Consider the following 15,573-nt stretch of genomic DNA (forward strand, 5'->3'; position numbering starts at 1 on the left):
TCTATAGCACCAACACTATGACACCAGGAGCGCTAATATTCTGCCTCTCCATTGTCCTCCCCCTCACATTCTTGTGGTAACCACTCGGGGCCCTCACCATCGACGGTAAACTGGGCCAGCAGGCGCTGGAAGTCGCTACGCGGCAACAGCAGCTCTAATTCACAGTCGCCATTATCGCGATACACCTCACTTTGGATTGCGTTAACCTGGTAAAGCTGCGCTCGCAGTCGGGACTGTTGAGGTTTTACCACCAACAGACCACGCACCATCTGTTCTCCCAAGCGTTCAGCAATAGCCTCTATCAGAAGCTCACATCCTGCTCCAGTAGCTGCGGATAGCCATACCGCGCGCGGTATACCATCCTCATCACGATCGATACGGGGCTCACAATCGGCCAGGAGGTCAATTTTGTTATACACCAACAGCTGTGGCAGGTCCGCTGCGCCAATTTCTTCGAGAACATTCTGCACCTCCTCTATCAGATGCAGACGGTCTTCTGCCGAGGCATCTACCACATGCAGTAACAGGGTTGCCTGAGCAGCCTCCTCTAGCGTGGCACGAAATGCCTCGACCAGTTTATGAGGCAAATGGGAGACAAAACCAACCGTGTCAGCCAATACCATGGCGCCAACATTGGGTAATTCAACCCGGCGCATGGTCGGGTCCAGCGTAGCGAACAGCTGGTCACGCACATAAACTTCTGCATCGGTGAGGCGATTAAACAGAGTGGACTTGCCGGCATTGGTATAACCCACCAAGGATACCGTGGCCACATCCGCACGGGAGCGCGCGCGCCGGCCCTGCTCCCGCTGTCGCCTGACTTTCTCCAGGCGCTTTTCGATAGAATCAATCCTCGCACGCAACAAGCGGCGGTCAGTTTCCAGCTGCGTTTCACCTGGTCCACGCAGGCCAATACCACCCTTCTGGCGCTCCAAGTGAGTCCAACCGCGCACAAGCCGGGTAGCCATATGGCGTAGCTGTGCCAACTCTACCTGTAACTTACCCTCATGAGTACGTGCGCGCTGGGCAAAAATGTCCAGGATCAGTCCTGTACGGTCTAGCACCCGACATTTCAACTCACGCTCAATATTGCGCTCCTGACTAGGAGAAAGAATGTGATCAAAGATCACAAGCTCCGCGCCCTGCTCTTTTACCACCTGGCGAATTTCTTCCAGCTTACCGCGCCCGACAAAAGTTTTCGGGTCCGGCGTTGCGCGCTGGCCAAAAATAAAACTGACCGGATCTGCTCCGGCAGAGAGGGCCAACTCCTCAAATTCACGAGGGTCTTCGGGACTGTCGATTGCGGAGAGTTCTAGGTGAACCAGCACCGCCAGCTCACCGGATTCCGGTCGATCGAAAAACAATGGGAAATCTCTATATGCGGAAGTGGACAGCAACCCACCTTCCAGACTGAAGTGGCAGTGGGCAAGTCATTCAGGGCTCACCCGCTGCAGGCACCCCTCGTAAAGAGGCGCTGGTCAAAATAGGTGGCTTATCAGCTAAAGGATTCGCGCTCTCCGCCCTCACCGTTACCTTCACCACCGTGTTGTGCCGCCGGATTCAGCAAGGGCACACGCACAGCTCGGGACGGAACAACAGTGGAAATAGCGTGCTTATAGACCATTTGGCTAACGGTGTTTTTTAGTAACACCACAAACTGGTCGAAAGATTCAATTTGCCCTTGGAGCTTGATGCCGTTTACCAGATAGATAGAAACCGGGATACGCTCTTTGCGCAGTACGTTGAGGTAAGGGTCTTGTAAGCTATGCCCTTTTGACATCTTTTTTCTCCTTGTCAAAAAGCTGAATGCGGTATGCAGGCCGCAATCGCATCCGCGAAGAGCGCGGATCAAAGAACGACTGAGGTTGAATACGCGTGTAAGTAGTGTAGTAGTAAGCCGGAAAAGGCCGGCCCTTTGAAAACTGACTGAATGAGCTTGTCGTTTATTAGCCCAACCACGTTATGGATGCTCAGGCGAGAAATTTCAAGGCTTCCGCCAATATTTCGTCATTCTCACGCACCCTGCCATCGGCATCCTGAGTATACAAAGTTTGCAGGTCTGGCCAGCGTCGCAACCAAGTCAGCTGTCGCTTGGCCAGCTGACGTGTAGCCGCAACACCCGCCGCTACCATTTCATCATAATCACAGCGGCCATCCAGGTAATGCCAAACTTGACGATAACCCACAGCGCGAATCGCCGGGAGGTCCTCGTGCAAATCATCCCGAGCACGTAACCCACGCACCTCATCGACAAACCCGGCTTCAAGCATCCTCTTAAAGCGCAATTCAATACGCTGGTGCAGCAGCAACCTATCCCTCGGCATAATCGCCAACTGGCTCAGCTGGTAGCGTTTCTGTACCCCACTACCGGCCTGCTCGCGACGCAACTGGGACATGGGCACTCCGGTGAGACGGTAAACCTCCAGCCCTCTCTCGATTCGTACCGAGTGATTCGGATGTAACTCCGCCGCCAAATCCGGATCCACTTCAGCCAACTCTGCGTGCAGGGCTGGCCAACCTTCTTGTTCAGCACGAGCCTCAATTTCTGCACGCAATTGTGCATCGGCTTCAGGTAGTTTTGCCATACCTTCCAGGAGAGCACGGAAATACAACATAGTTCCGCCTACCAGAAGAGGGATCTTACCTGCTGCACTGATTTCGTCCATAGCTTCCAGGGCATCTTTTCGAAATCGACCTGCGGAATAGGATTCACTGGTATCACAAATATCGATTAGGCGATGAGGATAGCGCACTAACTCTTCCTGGGATGGTTTTGCGGAACCCAGATCCAGACCTCGATACACCAAAGCAGAATCCACACTGATCAACTCCACCGGCAGATTGTCCGCCAGCGCCATTGCCAGATCCGTCTTGCCCGATGCCGTGGGGCCCATCAGGAAAATTGCGCGGGGTTTGTCACCCAAAATGCGCTTGTTCAAATCACCACCTACTTCCAGTTCACGGCTACTGACCGCGCATAAACCACTTATCCATATCTGCCAGTTTAACCTGGGTCCAGGTGGGGCGGCCGTGATTGCACTGGCCGCTACGCTCGGTGCGCTCCATATCCCGTAACAGGGCATTCATTTCAGGCACCGTCAGACGGCGATTGGCACGCACTGAACCGTGGCAGGCCATGGTGCCAAGCACTTCGTTAATGCGCTCACCGATACGTTCACTATCACCCTGCCCCAATAAATCGGAAAGGACATCACGCACCAACTGCTCCACCTCCGCGCCATGCAACATGGTAGGCACTTGGCGCACCAGCAGGGTCTCAGGACCGGCGCGCTGTAATACAAAGCCAAGAGACGTAAAGACTTCACTGCGCTCCTCGAAGCAATCCGCTTCGCGCTGGCTTACTGCAAGACTCACCGGCACCAGTAACGGCTGGGCCTGGATACCCCCGGCAGCGTGAGCGACCTTCATCTGCTCGTAAACAATACGCTCATGGGCGGCATGCATATCCACCACAACCATGCCCTGCTCGTTCTGCGCGAGAATGTAAATCCCGTGCAACTGGGCAATAGCAAAACCCAGAGGTGGCGCCTCTTCTCCAGAACTTACTTCCCCCCCCAGAGGTGCCGGTGCCACCGCTGCCATACTGCCAGATTCAGCCCCCCTAGTTACAAGCTCAGCCACCGCTCCACTCCCTTGATAGGGTTGGTGCAAAGTACCGTAGGCCTTCATCTGCTGCTGCAGGTTTCCAGGAGAAGGTTTATTGCTCAGCGGCATCTTCTGCTGTCCGGCAAACTCCCCGGCCTGGATACCAGTAACTCTGTCTGCACTCGCAACTTCTGTATCCTCAGCCGCCTCCTCTACGGCCTCTTCACGCTGTCCTGGTCGCACATCAGCCAGGGCCCGGTGCAAACTGCCAAACAGGAAATCATGCACCAAACGGCCATCGCGAAAGCGCACCTCGTGCTTGGTTGGGTGCACGTTAACATCCACTGATGCGGGGTCCAGTTCCAAGTAGAGTACAAATGCAGGATGGCGACCGTGATAGAGCACATCGGCAAAAGCACGGCGCACCGCATGGCTCACTACCTTGTCGCGAATTGCACGGCCATTGACATAGAAAAACTGCAAGTCGGCCTGGGAGCGTGAGAATGCAGGCTCAGCCACCCAACCCCAGAGACGCAGACCATTTCGTTCCACATCAATATGCAGGGCATTTTGCATAAAAGCCGGGCCGCAAACCTGGGCAACACGGCGTTCCATTTCAACACGGCCACTGCCTGCTCGCAGGTTATGCACTCCTTTGCCGTTATGGCGCAAACTGATGGAGACATCAAAACGGGACAGGGCCAAGCGCTTAATGGTGTCATCAATGCGGTTAAATTCAGTCTTCTCGGTACGCAGGAATTTGCGTCTCGCAGGGGTATTAAAAAATAGATCACGCACATCCACGGTGGTACCGCGAGGGTGGGCAGCCGGGGATAGCTGCGCCTGCATATCACGCCCTTCTGCACTCACCTGCCAACCCTTGCCACTCTCATCACGGCTGCTGGTCAGCGCCAAGCGCGCTACTGAGGAAATACTGGCGAGAGCCTCACCGCGAAAACCAAGGGTCGCTACAGCCTCGAGGTCTTCCAACACATGAATCTTTGAAGTAGCGTGGCGGGCCAGAGCCATAGGCAGGTCTTCGCGTTCGATACCTTTACCGTTATCGCGCACTTTCATACGTTTGATACCGCCGCTATCGACATCCACCTCCAAACGCGTGGCACCTGCATCGAGACTGTTTTCCAGCAGCTCCTTGATAACTGAAGCCGGGCGCTCTACCACCTCGCCAGCGGCGATTTGGTTGGCAAGGCGGGGCGATAATTGCTGGATACGTTCGTGCATGACACTGGCCTGTTAACGCTTATTTGACCGGCCTGAAAGGCTATGGAATTCGATCTTACCCCGAGGGAATACTCAGGGTTTGACCCACGCGAATCACTGAGTTTTTAATGCCGTTAGCCCTCATTAGGGCTGTAACAGAGACATTATACCGCGCAGCTATCCCGGATAGTGTCTCACCTCGGGCAATTATATGACGCCGCGACTTGGTGCCCTGGTTAGCTGCTAGCCAAGTGCCTGCCGGTGGACGACGGCTGAAGTAGCCCACTATACCTTCGCTGAGTTTTTCTGCCATGCGCTGCTGGAATTTAGGGTCACTCAAGCGTCGAGACTCATAGGGATTAGTGATAAAACCTGTTTCTACGAGGATTGAAGGTACATCGGGATTACGTAGCTCTGAGAAATTTGCCTGCTCCACTTTCTTTTTGTGCAAATGGGTAAAACTACCCAGGGAGCTCAGTACGCTGGCACCAACGTCAAGACTCGCATTCATAGTCGCAGTCATCGACAGGTCCAATAAAACCCCGGCAAGAGTATCATCCTTGTCATCCAGACTCAGGTCTCCCGCTCCCCCAATTAAATCAGACTCATTTTCTCGCTGGGCCAAGAAGCGAGCCGTCTCACTGGTCGCTCCTCGAGAGGAAACTGCGTAGACACCAGCACCACGAGCCTCTTTACGGGTAAAGGCATCGGCGTGAATCGAGACATATAAATCAGCGCGCATTTTGCGCCCTTTTTTCACTCGCTGTCTCAGGGGGATAAAATAATCACCTGTTCTTACCAATTTCGCGCTAAACCCCCGCTCTCGATCGAGTTCCCGCTGAAGTTTGCGCGCGATCGCCAACACTACATCCTTCTCCCGCAGACCTCCAGGACCTAGAGCCCCCGGATCCTCGCCCCCGTGACCAGCATTTACAGCAATAACGATATCTCGTTCACTACTTACTTGTAGTAGAGTTTTTTCTTGGTTTTCAACTTTGTCGTAAAGATCGATTACCAGTCGATCTGGTAATTTCTCGTGGCGACGCAGGGCAAAACTACGTGGATTGATCTGCTGTTTGAGATCGAGCACCACACGCAGATCTTTCTTGTTGTGGCGCGCGTGACGTACCTGAGCAATAGGGGTGTCTTTTAAATCCAGTGCATCCAACTGAGCTTTCAATTTGGTATCAGTAATATCCACCACTACCCGGTGTGGTCCACTCAGGGTAAAGAGCTTGTGCTCCGCCGGCCCACTCAAATCAAAAACCAGGCGTGTGTGATCCGGCGCACGCCACAGGCGTACACCTTCCACTTCTGCCGCCTTTAACGGCACTACTATCACCAGCCCAAAAATCAGGGCCAAAAGTGACCGCCACATCAAACTCATTACATCTCAGTCCTTTCGCTTATTGTTATTCACACACCCTCGAATTAAGGTCTGCCGATACTATTGCAGCAATTTTTCCAGCGTATCGAGCACTGCTGTGCCCTGTTTGGAGTGAGCAATCAGCAATAACTGTCTTCCGCTATCTGGCACCTCCAGGTCCAATTGCAAATCCGGCTCCGGTAAAACACCAGCACCGCGCTCCGGCCACTCCACCAGACTCAGACTGTGGGCAGCGAAATAATCCCGCACCCCCATAAACTCCAGCTCCTCGGCGTCACCCAGCCGGTATAGATCAAAGTGATAAACCCGTTGCGTACCCAGCTCATAGGGCTCCACCAACGTATAGGTGGGACTCTTTACTGCGCCGTCATGACCAAAAGCCCTTAACACGCCACGGCAAAAAGTGGTTTTCCCAGCACCCAACTGGCCATTCAGATACAGGGTCAGTCCATGCTGCAGGCCACTGGCCAGGCATGCGCGCCCCAGCGCCTCTCCACTGGCGACTGTTGCTTCTTCGTCCGCCAAATGTATTTTGAGTTCACTCACTATCAATCTACCAACCGTCGAATCCAAGGCAATAAATCGGTGGCCAACAAACCTCGCTGGCCATCCTCAGCAGCGCGATTACCGGCTTCTCCATGCAGCCAAACTGCCAGACGGGCCGCTTCAACCAGGGGCAGGTGCTGCCCGATCAGTGCAGCGACGATACCGGTAAGCAGATCGCCCATACCACCAGAGGCCATACCCGGATTACCGCTATTTATCAGATCTACACCACCATCGTGGGCAATCAGGGTACCTGCGCCCTTAAGTATCACCACACCACTGAACTTCTCCTGAACTGCGGCAGCTGCTTCACGGGGATCGACCAGTACATCGGCAGTGTCACAACCGAGCAGGCGTGCCGCCTCTCCCACATGGGGCGTCAGCACCCAATCATTCCGTTTCACGCCGGCCAATACCCGCCCTTCGGACAGGATATTTAACCCATCCGCATCCACCACTAATGGCACCTCTGCTCGCCCCGCGCGGGCTAACAGCTGTTCGCTCCAGGGCGAGTGCCCAAGGCCGGGACCCACCGCTATAACAGTCGGACCTTCCAGCAGTGGCTCCAGCTCCTGGCCGGAAATTACCGGATGAGCCATAACTTCAGGGCAACGAGTCAAAGCTGCGGAGAGATGCTCAGGGCGAGTCGCCAGAGAAATCAGACCGGCTCCAGCCCGCGCGCTGGACTGAGCAGCCATAAGTGCAGCACCGCCAAAGCCGCTATCGCCTCCAACGATCAGAATATGGCCAAACTGGTTTTTAAAGCTGTCCGCAGCACGCACTGGCAAGCGTTTAATACCCTCCGCCGTGTAGCGGTGCACTGAGACATCAACATCACAGTAGGCCTGCGCTGGCGCGCCCAGATCCTCGAACTGGACCTCACCGCATAGCGCCGGGCCTCGACCACAATAGAGGCCGAGTTTGCGCCCGATAAAAGTCACCGTCATATCCGCATGTACAGCGAGGTCAGCGGTTCCCGTATCGGCGCTTAGACCGGACGGGATATCCACAGCCAATATCGGCCCAGGACTCTTCTTAATTCTCTCCACCGCATGGGCGACATCCTCGCGCAAAGCCCCACTAAACCCAGTACCAAGCAGGGCATCCACGATCAGGGTATTGCCATCGGCATTGTCCAACTCTGCTAAGGAAGTCAACACCTGTACGCCTTCTCGAAGGGCATATTCACAGGCTTCTCGCGCATCACCTTTCAGCTTGCCCGGCTCAGTACAGGCATAAACCGTAACCGGGATCTTTTTCTGCGCAGCCAGGGCCGCAATCACATAGCCATCCCCACCGTTATTACCACCGCCACAAAAGGCCTGTATTCGGCCAATATCGGGCCACTGTGCCTGCAAATGCTTGAAGGCCGCGCGGCCGGCGCGTTTCATTAATTGAATAGAGGGGATTTCCAGCGCAGCTATGGTTTGTCGGTCGAGTTCCCGTACCGATTCGGCACTGTACAGAGATTGAGGCGTGTCCATGCGGCTCCCGCAATGTGGTCAAGAATTCATCTGTGGCAAAATAGGCGATTGCATCGCTGTCAGTTGCTCTGTCAGCAGAGTATACCGCCCCGGCCAGTCAATGTGCTTGCCTGGGATATCGAGCCGCTTTTACCTATGACCGATTCACTGCTCGCAGAATTAGCCAACCTGATTAAAACCTGGGGGCGGGAGCTGGGCTTCCAGCAAGTTGGCATTACTGATTGCCAGCTGGAGGAGGATGGCGAGCGCCTACGCGCATGGATTGATGCCGGTTACAGCGCAGATATGGAATGGATGGGTGCTCATGGGGAAAAGCGCTGGCGCCCAGCACTCCTGGAGGAAGGTACTATCCGCGCCATCAGTGTGCGTCTCGACTACCTTCCACCGGATACCCAACCCATCAAAATACTGAAAGACTCCAGTAAAGCCTATGTCTCACGTTATGCCAACGGGCGCGATTACCACAAGCTGATTCGCAAACGCCTGGCTAACCTGGCCAAGAAAATTGATGCTTTTTGTGCCGAGCACGGGATCGAATCCAAAGGGCGTGCATTTACCGATAGCGCCCCGGTATTGGAAAGGGCATTAGCTCGCAAAGCCGGACTCGGCTGGGTGGGCAAGAACTGCCTACTGATTAACTCTAAAGCCGGCTCGTTCTTTTTCCTCGGCGAAATCTATACCAACCTACCGCTACCTATCGACGAAGGTGACTTCGTCGATGAGTGCGGCGACTGCGTGGCCTGTCTCCGGGTATGCCCAACCGATGCCTTTATCGGTCCTCGAACCCTGGATGCGGGCCGCTGTATCTCCTACCTGACCATCGAAAATAAAGGGCCGATACCCGAAGAATTTCGCGAGCCCATCGGAAACCGTGTATTTGGCTGCGATGACTGCCAGACGATCTGCCCCTGGAACAAATTCGCCAAACCCACCGCCGAACAGGATTTCCACCCACGCCACGGACTGGATAACGGCGAGCTGTTGGCACTATTCAACTGGAGCAAAGAGGAGTTTCTGCGCAAAACTGAAGGCTCCCCCATTCGCCGTATTGGTTACGAACGCTGGCAACGCAATCTGGCGGTTGCCCTCGGCAATGGCGAACCCGTCGATAGAGTCCTGGACACCCTGGAACAAGCGCGGCAAACCGCCACGCCATTAGTGCTTGAACATATTGACTGGGCCCTGGCACGCCTGCGTGGTGGCCGAAAGCGCAAGCGCAAGATCAAGCGCGCTCCCACCTAGGCCGCGCAGCGACACGCAAAGCTAAGGGGCAAGAGTTAGAGACGAAAAAAAGTCTCGCGGTAATGGCGCAGCTCTCCGATCGAATCGCGGATATCATCAAGAGCCAGGTGGTTACTGTGCTTCTTTACCCCTTCCAGCACTTCCGGGCGCCAGCGCCTGGCCAGCTCCTTCACCGAACTCACATCCAGGTTGCGATAGTGGAAGTAGGATTCCAACTGCGGCATATATTTGACTAAAAAGCGGCGGTCTTGGCCAATAGAGTTACCACACATAGGGGACGCACCCTCCGGTACCCAGTGGCGCAAGAATTCAATAGTTTCACGCTCCGCTTCTCGCTCGGATATGGTCGACTCCTTCACCCGTGCTACCAGACCAGAACCACCGTGTTGTTCAGTGTTCCAATCATCCATTGCATTCAACAGAGCATCACTCTGATGAATTACCATTGCAGGGCCTTCAGCGAGAACATTTAGGCGCGAATCGGTCACAATGGTAGCAATCTCGATAATGCGCTCTTTCTCTGGATCGAGGCCGGTCATCTCCAGATCGATCCAGATCAGGTTGTTCTGATCCACAGGGGGTCTCCTCAAACTTTCCGCGCAAGTTACCGTAACTACCCGGCAATAGCTATAATCCGCCGCTGATCCCCAGGTACCAATGCATGAGTAAACGCAAATTGAACCGGCGCCAGCAATGGCGTATCGCCAAAATCCAGCAGGAACGCGAAGCCCGCGCGCGCAAGCGCGAGCAGTCGGCGGAACAAGCGATGGATGAAGGTCAGCTGGCCCAGGAACAGACCGGCCTGGTGATCGCCAATTATGGCACCCAGATATTGGTAGAGAGTGAAAATGATTCCTCCCTGCGGCAGCGCTGCCACCTGCGCGCCAATATTGAGACATTGGTTACCGGCGATCATGTTGCCTGGCGCCCGGCCACGAGTGACAGCGATGGTGGGTATGGTGTGGTCGGTGCACGCCTACCCCGTACATCGGAATTACAGCGACCAGATCGCTACGGCGATTTAAAAACCGTCGCCGCCAATATCGATCGTATTGTCATCGTTATAGCACCCTATCCCGAGCCCTTCGCCAATGCTATCGATCGCTACCTGGTAGCGGCAGAAACCACCGGCATTCCACCTATTTTATTGCTCAACAAAATCGACCTGATCAACGACAGTAACCGCGAAGCACTGGATGAGTTGCTGGCCCCTTACCCAGACCTGGGTTATCCGGTACTAAAACTCTCCACGAAAACCGGTGAGGGCTTACCCCAATTACTGGAAACCCTGGCCCTGGGCATCAGTGTTTTTGTAGGACAATCCGGCGTGGGAAAATCATCATTGGTGAACGCACTGCTCCCAAGTGCCGGCGCACGTACTGGTGCGCTTTCACAAGCCACCTTGAAAGGCACCCACACCACTACTGCGGCGGAACTGTTTCACCTGCCAAGTGGCGGCGATTTGATAGACTCCCCTGGCATCCGTGAATTTGGCCTCTGGCATATGGAGGAAACTGCGCTGCTGGAAGGTTTTGTAGAGTTCCGCCCCTTTATCGGCCACTGTCGCTTTAGGGACTGCCGTCACCAGGGTGAACCCGGTTGCGCCATCCACAAAGCACTGTCCAGTGGCGACATCACCGAACGCCGCATGAACAGTTTCTTACACCTGCGCAACAGCCTGGAATCGGAGAATAAATTTTGAACCTGATTATCGAAGCGGAAGATCTCGCTGCCGAACTAGAGCGTGAGGAGCTGCTAATTGTCGATCTCAGCTCCAACCAAAACTATTTGAGCGGCCATATTCCCGGCGCCTTGCACCTGCCTTTCCAGGCTTTGATGGCCGGTACCCCTCCAGCGCCCGGTAAATTGCCAGACCTGGAACAATTGACCCGAATATTCCGCGCAATTGGCTTGCGCCCAGAAACCCATGTCGTCGCCTGCGACGATGAAGGAGGCGGCTGGGCTGGACGCTTTCTGTGGACCCTGGAGATGATAGGCCACCATAACTACAGCTATCTGAATGGTGGTATGCACGCCTGGCGCAGTGCTGGCCTGCCTCTCTCCACTGACGAATCACAAGCCAACCCCAGCGATATCGAAATATCCATCGATTCAACCCCGTCCATTGACGCCGAACAAATCCAGGCACAACTAGGCAACCCGGATTTCATTATTTGGGATGCGCGCTCACCGCAGGAATATTCTGGTGAACGGGTATTAGCCATGAAAGGTGGCCATATTCCCGGAGCTATCAACTGCGAGTGGACCCAGCTAATGGATCCTCAGCGCGACTTGCGTATCCGCACCGATGCACGGGAATTTCTTGCCAAGCTGGGAATTGACGACAAGCACAAAATCGTTACCCATTGCCAAAGCCATCACCGCTCTGGCTTCACCTGGCTGGTGGGTAAATCCCTGGGCTTTGATATACACGCCTATCCCGGTTCCTGGAGCGAGTGGGGTAACCTGCCCGATACACCGGTAGAACAGTAAGAATCACCAAGAAACGTTGTAATTCTATGAATCCAAAACTCTTTGCCACACTGCAATACCTGACCCCACAGCATGCCTTTTCACGTGCTGCCGGCTGGCTGGCGAACACACAAATCAAATCGATCAAAGATCCCTTCACCCGCTGGTTTGTGGATAAGTACGGTGTCAATATGCAGGAGGCAAAGGAGACCGACTGTACCGCCTATCGCACCTTTAACGATTTTTTCACCCGCGAACTAAAAGAAGGCGTACGCCCAATCGTCAGCGGTGAGCACAGCCTTGCTTGCCCGGCGGATGGTGCCATCAGTCAGCTGGGAGGCATTCACAACGGCCGCATATTCCAGGCCAAGGGACACGATTACAGCCTGCTCGAACTTGTGGGCGGTGATCCGGAGCTGGCAGCACAGTTTAACGACGGCCATTTCGCCACAGTTTATCTGTCGCCCAAGGATTACCACCGTGTGCATATGCCTATGGCCGGCACCTTGCGCAGCATGATCTATGTGCCGGGCCAACTCTTTTCAGTCAACACAGTGACAGCGGAAAATGTTCCTCGCCTGTTCGCCCGCAATGAGCGGCTGGTGTGTGTATTCGATACTGCAGCAGGCCCCATGGCTATGATTCTTGTCGGCGCTATGATCGTTGCCGGTATCGAAACCGTATGGGCAGGCCAGGTAACCCCACACAAGCGCGATGTGCGTAGCACCAATTATCTAGACACCGCACCAATCCACCTGAAAAAGGGCGAAGAGATGGGCCGCTTTAAACTGGGATCCACCGTTATTATGTTGTTCGGCAAGGAGCAAGTGCGCTGGCTGGACTCATTGGATGCGGAAACCACCGTACGAATGGGTGAGCATTTCGGAAACCTTATCGCTGAGAATGACTGAACTTGAGAGGGGCGGCATAAACCGCCCATCGTGGATAGTCTGGGTAGTGAGTAGCAGCAGTTATTTCGCCAGGCGGGAAATCAAACGGAATAGCTGCCCATTACCTTTAAATAAATAAGTATCCCGCACCGCAGCAGTATCCACCTGGGGGTAAGCGCCGGGCTCGATATCACGCAAAATACTCACTTGCGCCTGAGCACTCATCTTTCCTCGCTCAATCAGCTTCTTCGCACGATCCTCAGTCTCAGCCAGGTCGAGAAGGCGAGGCTTATTCAATTGGCGCTTGTTCTCATCCAGTACAATCATCACCTTCGGCCTAAGGCGACGATCGTAAGTTTGCTCCACTACCACGCCCACTTCACCATTGGAAAGCTCCACCTGGGTACCCGTTGGGTAAAGGCCTATCGCCTGAATAAACTCCACTACCAGCTGCTCCTGGTAGGCGATACCTCGCAAGTCATACAGGCCCGCCACGGCACGAGATGGAGCTATAGGTTCGCTAACACCACGGGGGTTAGTTGCTTCATCGTAAAAGGTCACAATCCCGCACATACGCGCTAACACGGGAATCTTGTCACCCCGCAGGCCTTTCGGATAACCACTTCCATCGTGACGTTCGCGGTGGCAGCGAACAATATTAATTACTTGTGGGTCCATCTGTACATCGGCAGCAAGCATATTCGCACTGTGCAGCACAAACTTTCGATACTCCAGCTCACTGCGTGGATCTCGTTGCTTCATCTGCAACACTTCCGCAGGGATAGCCAATTTACCGACATCCTTTAGAAGAGTCGCCACTCCCAGCTGTAATAGTTCACGTCGCCCTAAACCGATATGGCGGCCAAACAGTACTGCCCAGATACTCGCCCTCACCGAGTGGCTATAGGTATGCTCATCTTTATCCCGCACCCGAGCCAGCCAGGCGAAAGCATCGGGGCTGCGCAACACACTATCCACAAGGTCTTCCACCACCCGGTTGACCTGTTGTACTGGTAGCGGCCGGTTGCTCGCCACTAACCCCATCACCTGCCCCATGCCCTGCAATATCTGCCCATGCAGTTTGCGTGCATTACTGGCTTCGCGCCGGGCAGGCTGTGGCGGAGGGTATGCTTTGTGAGAAATTGCCACTGGACGACAGGGGATAGTAACGCGGGGGGTGCGACCTTCACCAACTATACCAGCACCGCTGCCACCGACCAGGCGGCGTAGGGTCGCACCAGCACTACCAACGGTCTTGTGAACATCTACATAGACAAAGCGGCAGCATTTTTGCAGCTGCCGTATTTCCTCCAGGTCGCGGATATAAAAGCCCTGCAGCGCAAAAGGTGTTCGTGTCCAGGGCCTGTCCAGCCTGGAAACAAACATGCCGCGCTGTAGGTCACCGACGGAGATTTTTGCCTGTTCGATTGCCACTTGGAGAGGTGCCGACCACTGAGATAATTTTCTGAAAGCCGCCCAATGCCAAGGAGCAGGGTGCCTAACTCGGAACCCTCTGGGCAGGCGCACATTTATATCACGGAGAGATATTGGCGAGCACCCGCCCAAAGTGAGACTGCATTCACAGACTCAGACACTAGTTACCACCATTAAGCGTGATACTTCGCAGAAAGCTCTACTACCGCCTCAATCATGGCACCGGCATGGGCGGGATCGACCTTTGGAGTAATTCCGTGACCGAGGTTAAATACATGGCCACTACCATGACCGAATGCCTGCAGGATAGTTTCCACTTCCTGGCGGATACGCTCGGGGCTGGCATAGAGGACTGAGGGATCAAGGTTACCCTGTAGGGCAACTCGTTCACCGACACGGGCACGGGCACTGCCAATATCTGTAGTCCAATCCAGGCCCAATGCATCGGCACCAGTTTCCGCCATCGCCTCCAACCACTGCCCACCGCCTTTGGTGAACAGGATGGCGGGCACACGACGGCCATCGACCTCCTTAATCAAGCCGCCCAGGATACGCGCCATATACTGCAAGGAGAACTCGCGGTAGGCACTGTGGCTCAGCGCTCCACCCCAGGTATCAAAGATCTGCACAGCTTGGGCACCGGCACGTATCTGCGCATTCAGGTAGTCGGTTACAGAATCGGCCAATACTGATAGCAGCTGGTGCATCAACTCAGGACGGTTATAGAGCATTTCTTTGCAGCGAGCGAAATCTTTGCTGGAGCCACCCTCAATCATATAGGTGGCCAGAGTCCAAGGACTACCGGAAAAACCGATCAGTGGTACACGCCCATTCAGCTCTCGGCGAATGGTGGACACGGCATTCATCACATAATCCAGGTCCCGCTCGCTGTTAACCACTTCCAGTGACTCAATATCTGCCGCAGTGCGCAGAGGCTTGTGGAATTTCGGGCCTTCGCCCTCAGAAAAATAGAGGCCCAGCCCCATGGCATCGGGGATAGTAAGGATATCGGAAAATAGGATTGCCGCATCCAGAGGGTAGCGCTCCAAAGGTTGCAGTGTCACCTCGCAAGCCAGCTCGGTGTTGCGGCACAGGTCCATAAAACTACCAGCTTCGGCACGGCTGGCACGATACTCTGGCAGATAGCGACCCGCCTGGCGCATCATCCACACTGGTGTTCGATCCACAGGCTGGCGTAGCAGGGCGCGAAGGAAACGATCGTTTTTCAATTCGGGCGATTTAATATCAGACATAAGCACACCGAGCGGGCTAAAAAAGCGGCCATTGTACA

The 15,573-nt window shown here is 54.7% G+C and carries 14 protein-coding genes; 4 read left to right on the forward strand and 10 right to left on the reverse strand.

The features are described from left to right. Positions 1-32: 32 nt before the first annotated feature. The 7 genes from hflX to G367_RS0113295 all read right to left on the reverse strand — a co-directional run bounded on the left by hflX (position 33) and on the right by G367_RS0113295 (position 8,244). Positions 33-1,364, reverse strand: a complete 1,332-nt coding sequence (hflX, locus tag G367_RS0113265; protein WP_020413622.1) for a ribosome rescue GTPase HflX — start codon at positions 1,362-1,364, stop codon at positions 33-35. Positions 1,365-1,495: 131 nt separating this feature from the next. Continuing rightward, positions 1,496-1,780, reverse strand: a complete 285-nt coding sequence (gene hfq / locus G367_RS0113270) for an RNA chaperone Hfq (RefSeq protein ID WP_020413623.1) — start codon at positions 1,778-1,780, stop codon at positions 1,496-1,498. 190 nt (positions 1,781-1,970) lie between these two features. Continuing rightward, positions 1,971-2,894, reverse strand: coding sequence for a tRNA (adenosine(37)-N6)-dimethylallyltransferase MiaA (gene miaA / locus G367_RS0113275; protein ID WP_040628948.1), 924 nt, complete (start codon positions 2,892-2,894; stop codon positions 1,971-1,973). 70 nt (positions 2,895-2,964) lie between these two features. After that, positions 2,965-4,848, reverse strand: coding sequence for a DNA mismatch repair endonuclease MutL (gene mutL, locus G367_RS0113280; protein ID WP_020413625.1), 1,884 nt, complete (start codon positions 4,846-4,848; stop codon positions 2,965-2,967). Positions 4,849-4,903: 55 nt separating this feature from the next. Then, on the reverse strand, positions 4,904-6,214 hold the full coding sequence (locus tag G367_RS0113285) for an N-acetylmuramoyl-L-alanine amidase (RefSeq protein WP_020413626.1): 1,311 nt from the start codon (positions 6,212-6,214) through the stop codon (positions 4,904-4,906). A 60-nt stretch (positions 6,215-6,274) separates the two neighbouring features. After that, positions 6,275-6,760, reverse strand: a complete 486-nt coding sequence (gene tsaE / locus G367_RS0113290; protein ID WP_020413627.1) for a tRNA (adenosine(37)-N6)-threonylcarbamoyltransferase complex ATPase subunit type 1 TsaE — start codon at positions 6,758-6,760, stop codon at positions 6,275-6,277. Positions 6,761-6,762: 2 nt separating this feature from the next. Then, on the reverse strand, positions 6,763-8,244 hold the full coding sequence (locus G367_RS0113295; RefSeq protein WP_026305109.1) for an NAD(P)H-hydrate dehydratase: 1,482 nt from the start codon (positions 8,242-8,244) through the stop codon (positions 6,763-6,765). 135 nt (positions 8,245-8,379) lie between these two features. On the opposite strand from G367_RS0113295, the gene queG reads away from it, so the two are divergent. Continuing rightward, on the forward strand, positions 8,380-9,486 hold the full coding sequence (queG, locus tag G367_RS0113300; protein WP_040628949.1) for a tRNA epoxyqueuosine(34) reductase QueG: 1,107 nt from the start codon (positions 8,380-8,382) through the stop codon (positions 9,484-9,486). A gap of 35 nt (positions 9,487-9,521) precedes the next feature. Here queG and orn read toward each other — a convergent pair whose 3' ends face one another. After that, complete coding sequence (orn, locus tag G367_RS0113305) at positions 9,522-10,061, reverse strand: oligoribonuclease (RefSeq protein WP_020413630.1); 540 nt, start codon at positions 10,059-10,061, stop codon at positions 9,522-9,524. Between the two features lie 86 nt (positions 10,062-10,147). Here orn and rsgA point away from each other — a divergent pair, with 86 nt between their 5' ends. Genes rsgA through asd form a run of 3 tightly spaced genes read left to right on the forward strand, consistent with a single transcriptional unit; the run spans position 10,148 to position 12,869 of the window. Beyond that, the gene (gene rsgA / locus G367_RS0113310; protein ID WP_020413631.1) at positions 10,148-11,188 is read left to right on the forward strand and encodes a small ribosomal subunit biogenesis GTPase RsgA; all 1,041 of its coding nucleotides are present in this window, start codon (positions 10,148-10,150) and stop codon (positions 11,186-11,188) included. Beyond that, positions 11,185-11,979 carry a sulfurtransferase gene (locus G367_RS0113315; RefSeq protein ID WP_020413632.1) on the forward strand — a complete coding sequence of 265 codons (795 nt, stop codon included), beginning with the start codon at positions 11,185-11,187 and terminating at the stop codon, positions 11,977-11,979. Before rsgA ends, G367_RS0113315 begins: the two co-directional genes overlap by 4 nt. 26 nt (positions 11,980-12,005) lie before the next feature. Next, positions 12,006-12,869, forward strand: coding sequence for an archaetidylserine decarboxylase (gene asd, locus G367_RS0113320; protein ID WP_020413633.1), 864 nt, complete (start codon positions 12,006-12,008; stop codon positions 12,867-12,869). A 60-nt stretch (positions 12,870-12,929) separates the two neighbouring features. Here asd and G367_RS0113325 read toward each other — a convergent pair whose 3' ends face one another. Together G367_RS0113325 and hemE are read right to left on the reverse strand one after the other, a co-directional pair. Further along, positions 12,930-14,282 (reverse strand): cyclic di-GMP phosphodiesterase, encoded by a 1,353-nt coding sequence (locus G367_RS0113325; protein ID WP_020413634.1) that lies wholly within the window; start codon positions 14,280-14,282, stop codon positions 12,930-12,932. A gap of 173 nt (positions 14,283-14,455) precedes the next feature. Further along, positions 14,456-15,535 (reverse strand): uroporphyrinogen decarboxylase, encoded by a 1,080-nt coding sequence (hemE, locus tag G367_RS0113330; protein ID WP_020413635.1) that lies wholly within the window; start codon positions 15,533-15,535, stop codon positions 14,456-14,458. Between the last annotated feature and the right edge of the window lie 38 nt (positions 15,536-15,573).

The sequence above is a fragment of the Microbulbifer variabilis ATCC 700307 genome (assembly GCF_000380565.1).
Lineage (GTDB): Bacteria > Pseudomonadota > Gammaproteobacteria > Pseudomonadales > Cellvibrionaceae > Microbulbifer > Microbulbifer variabilis.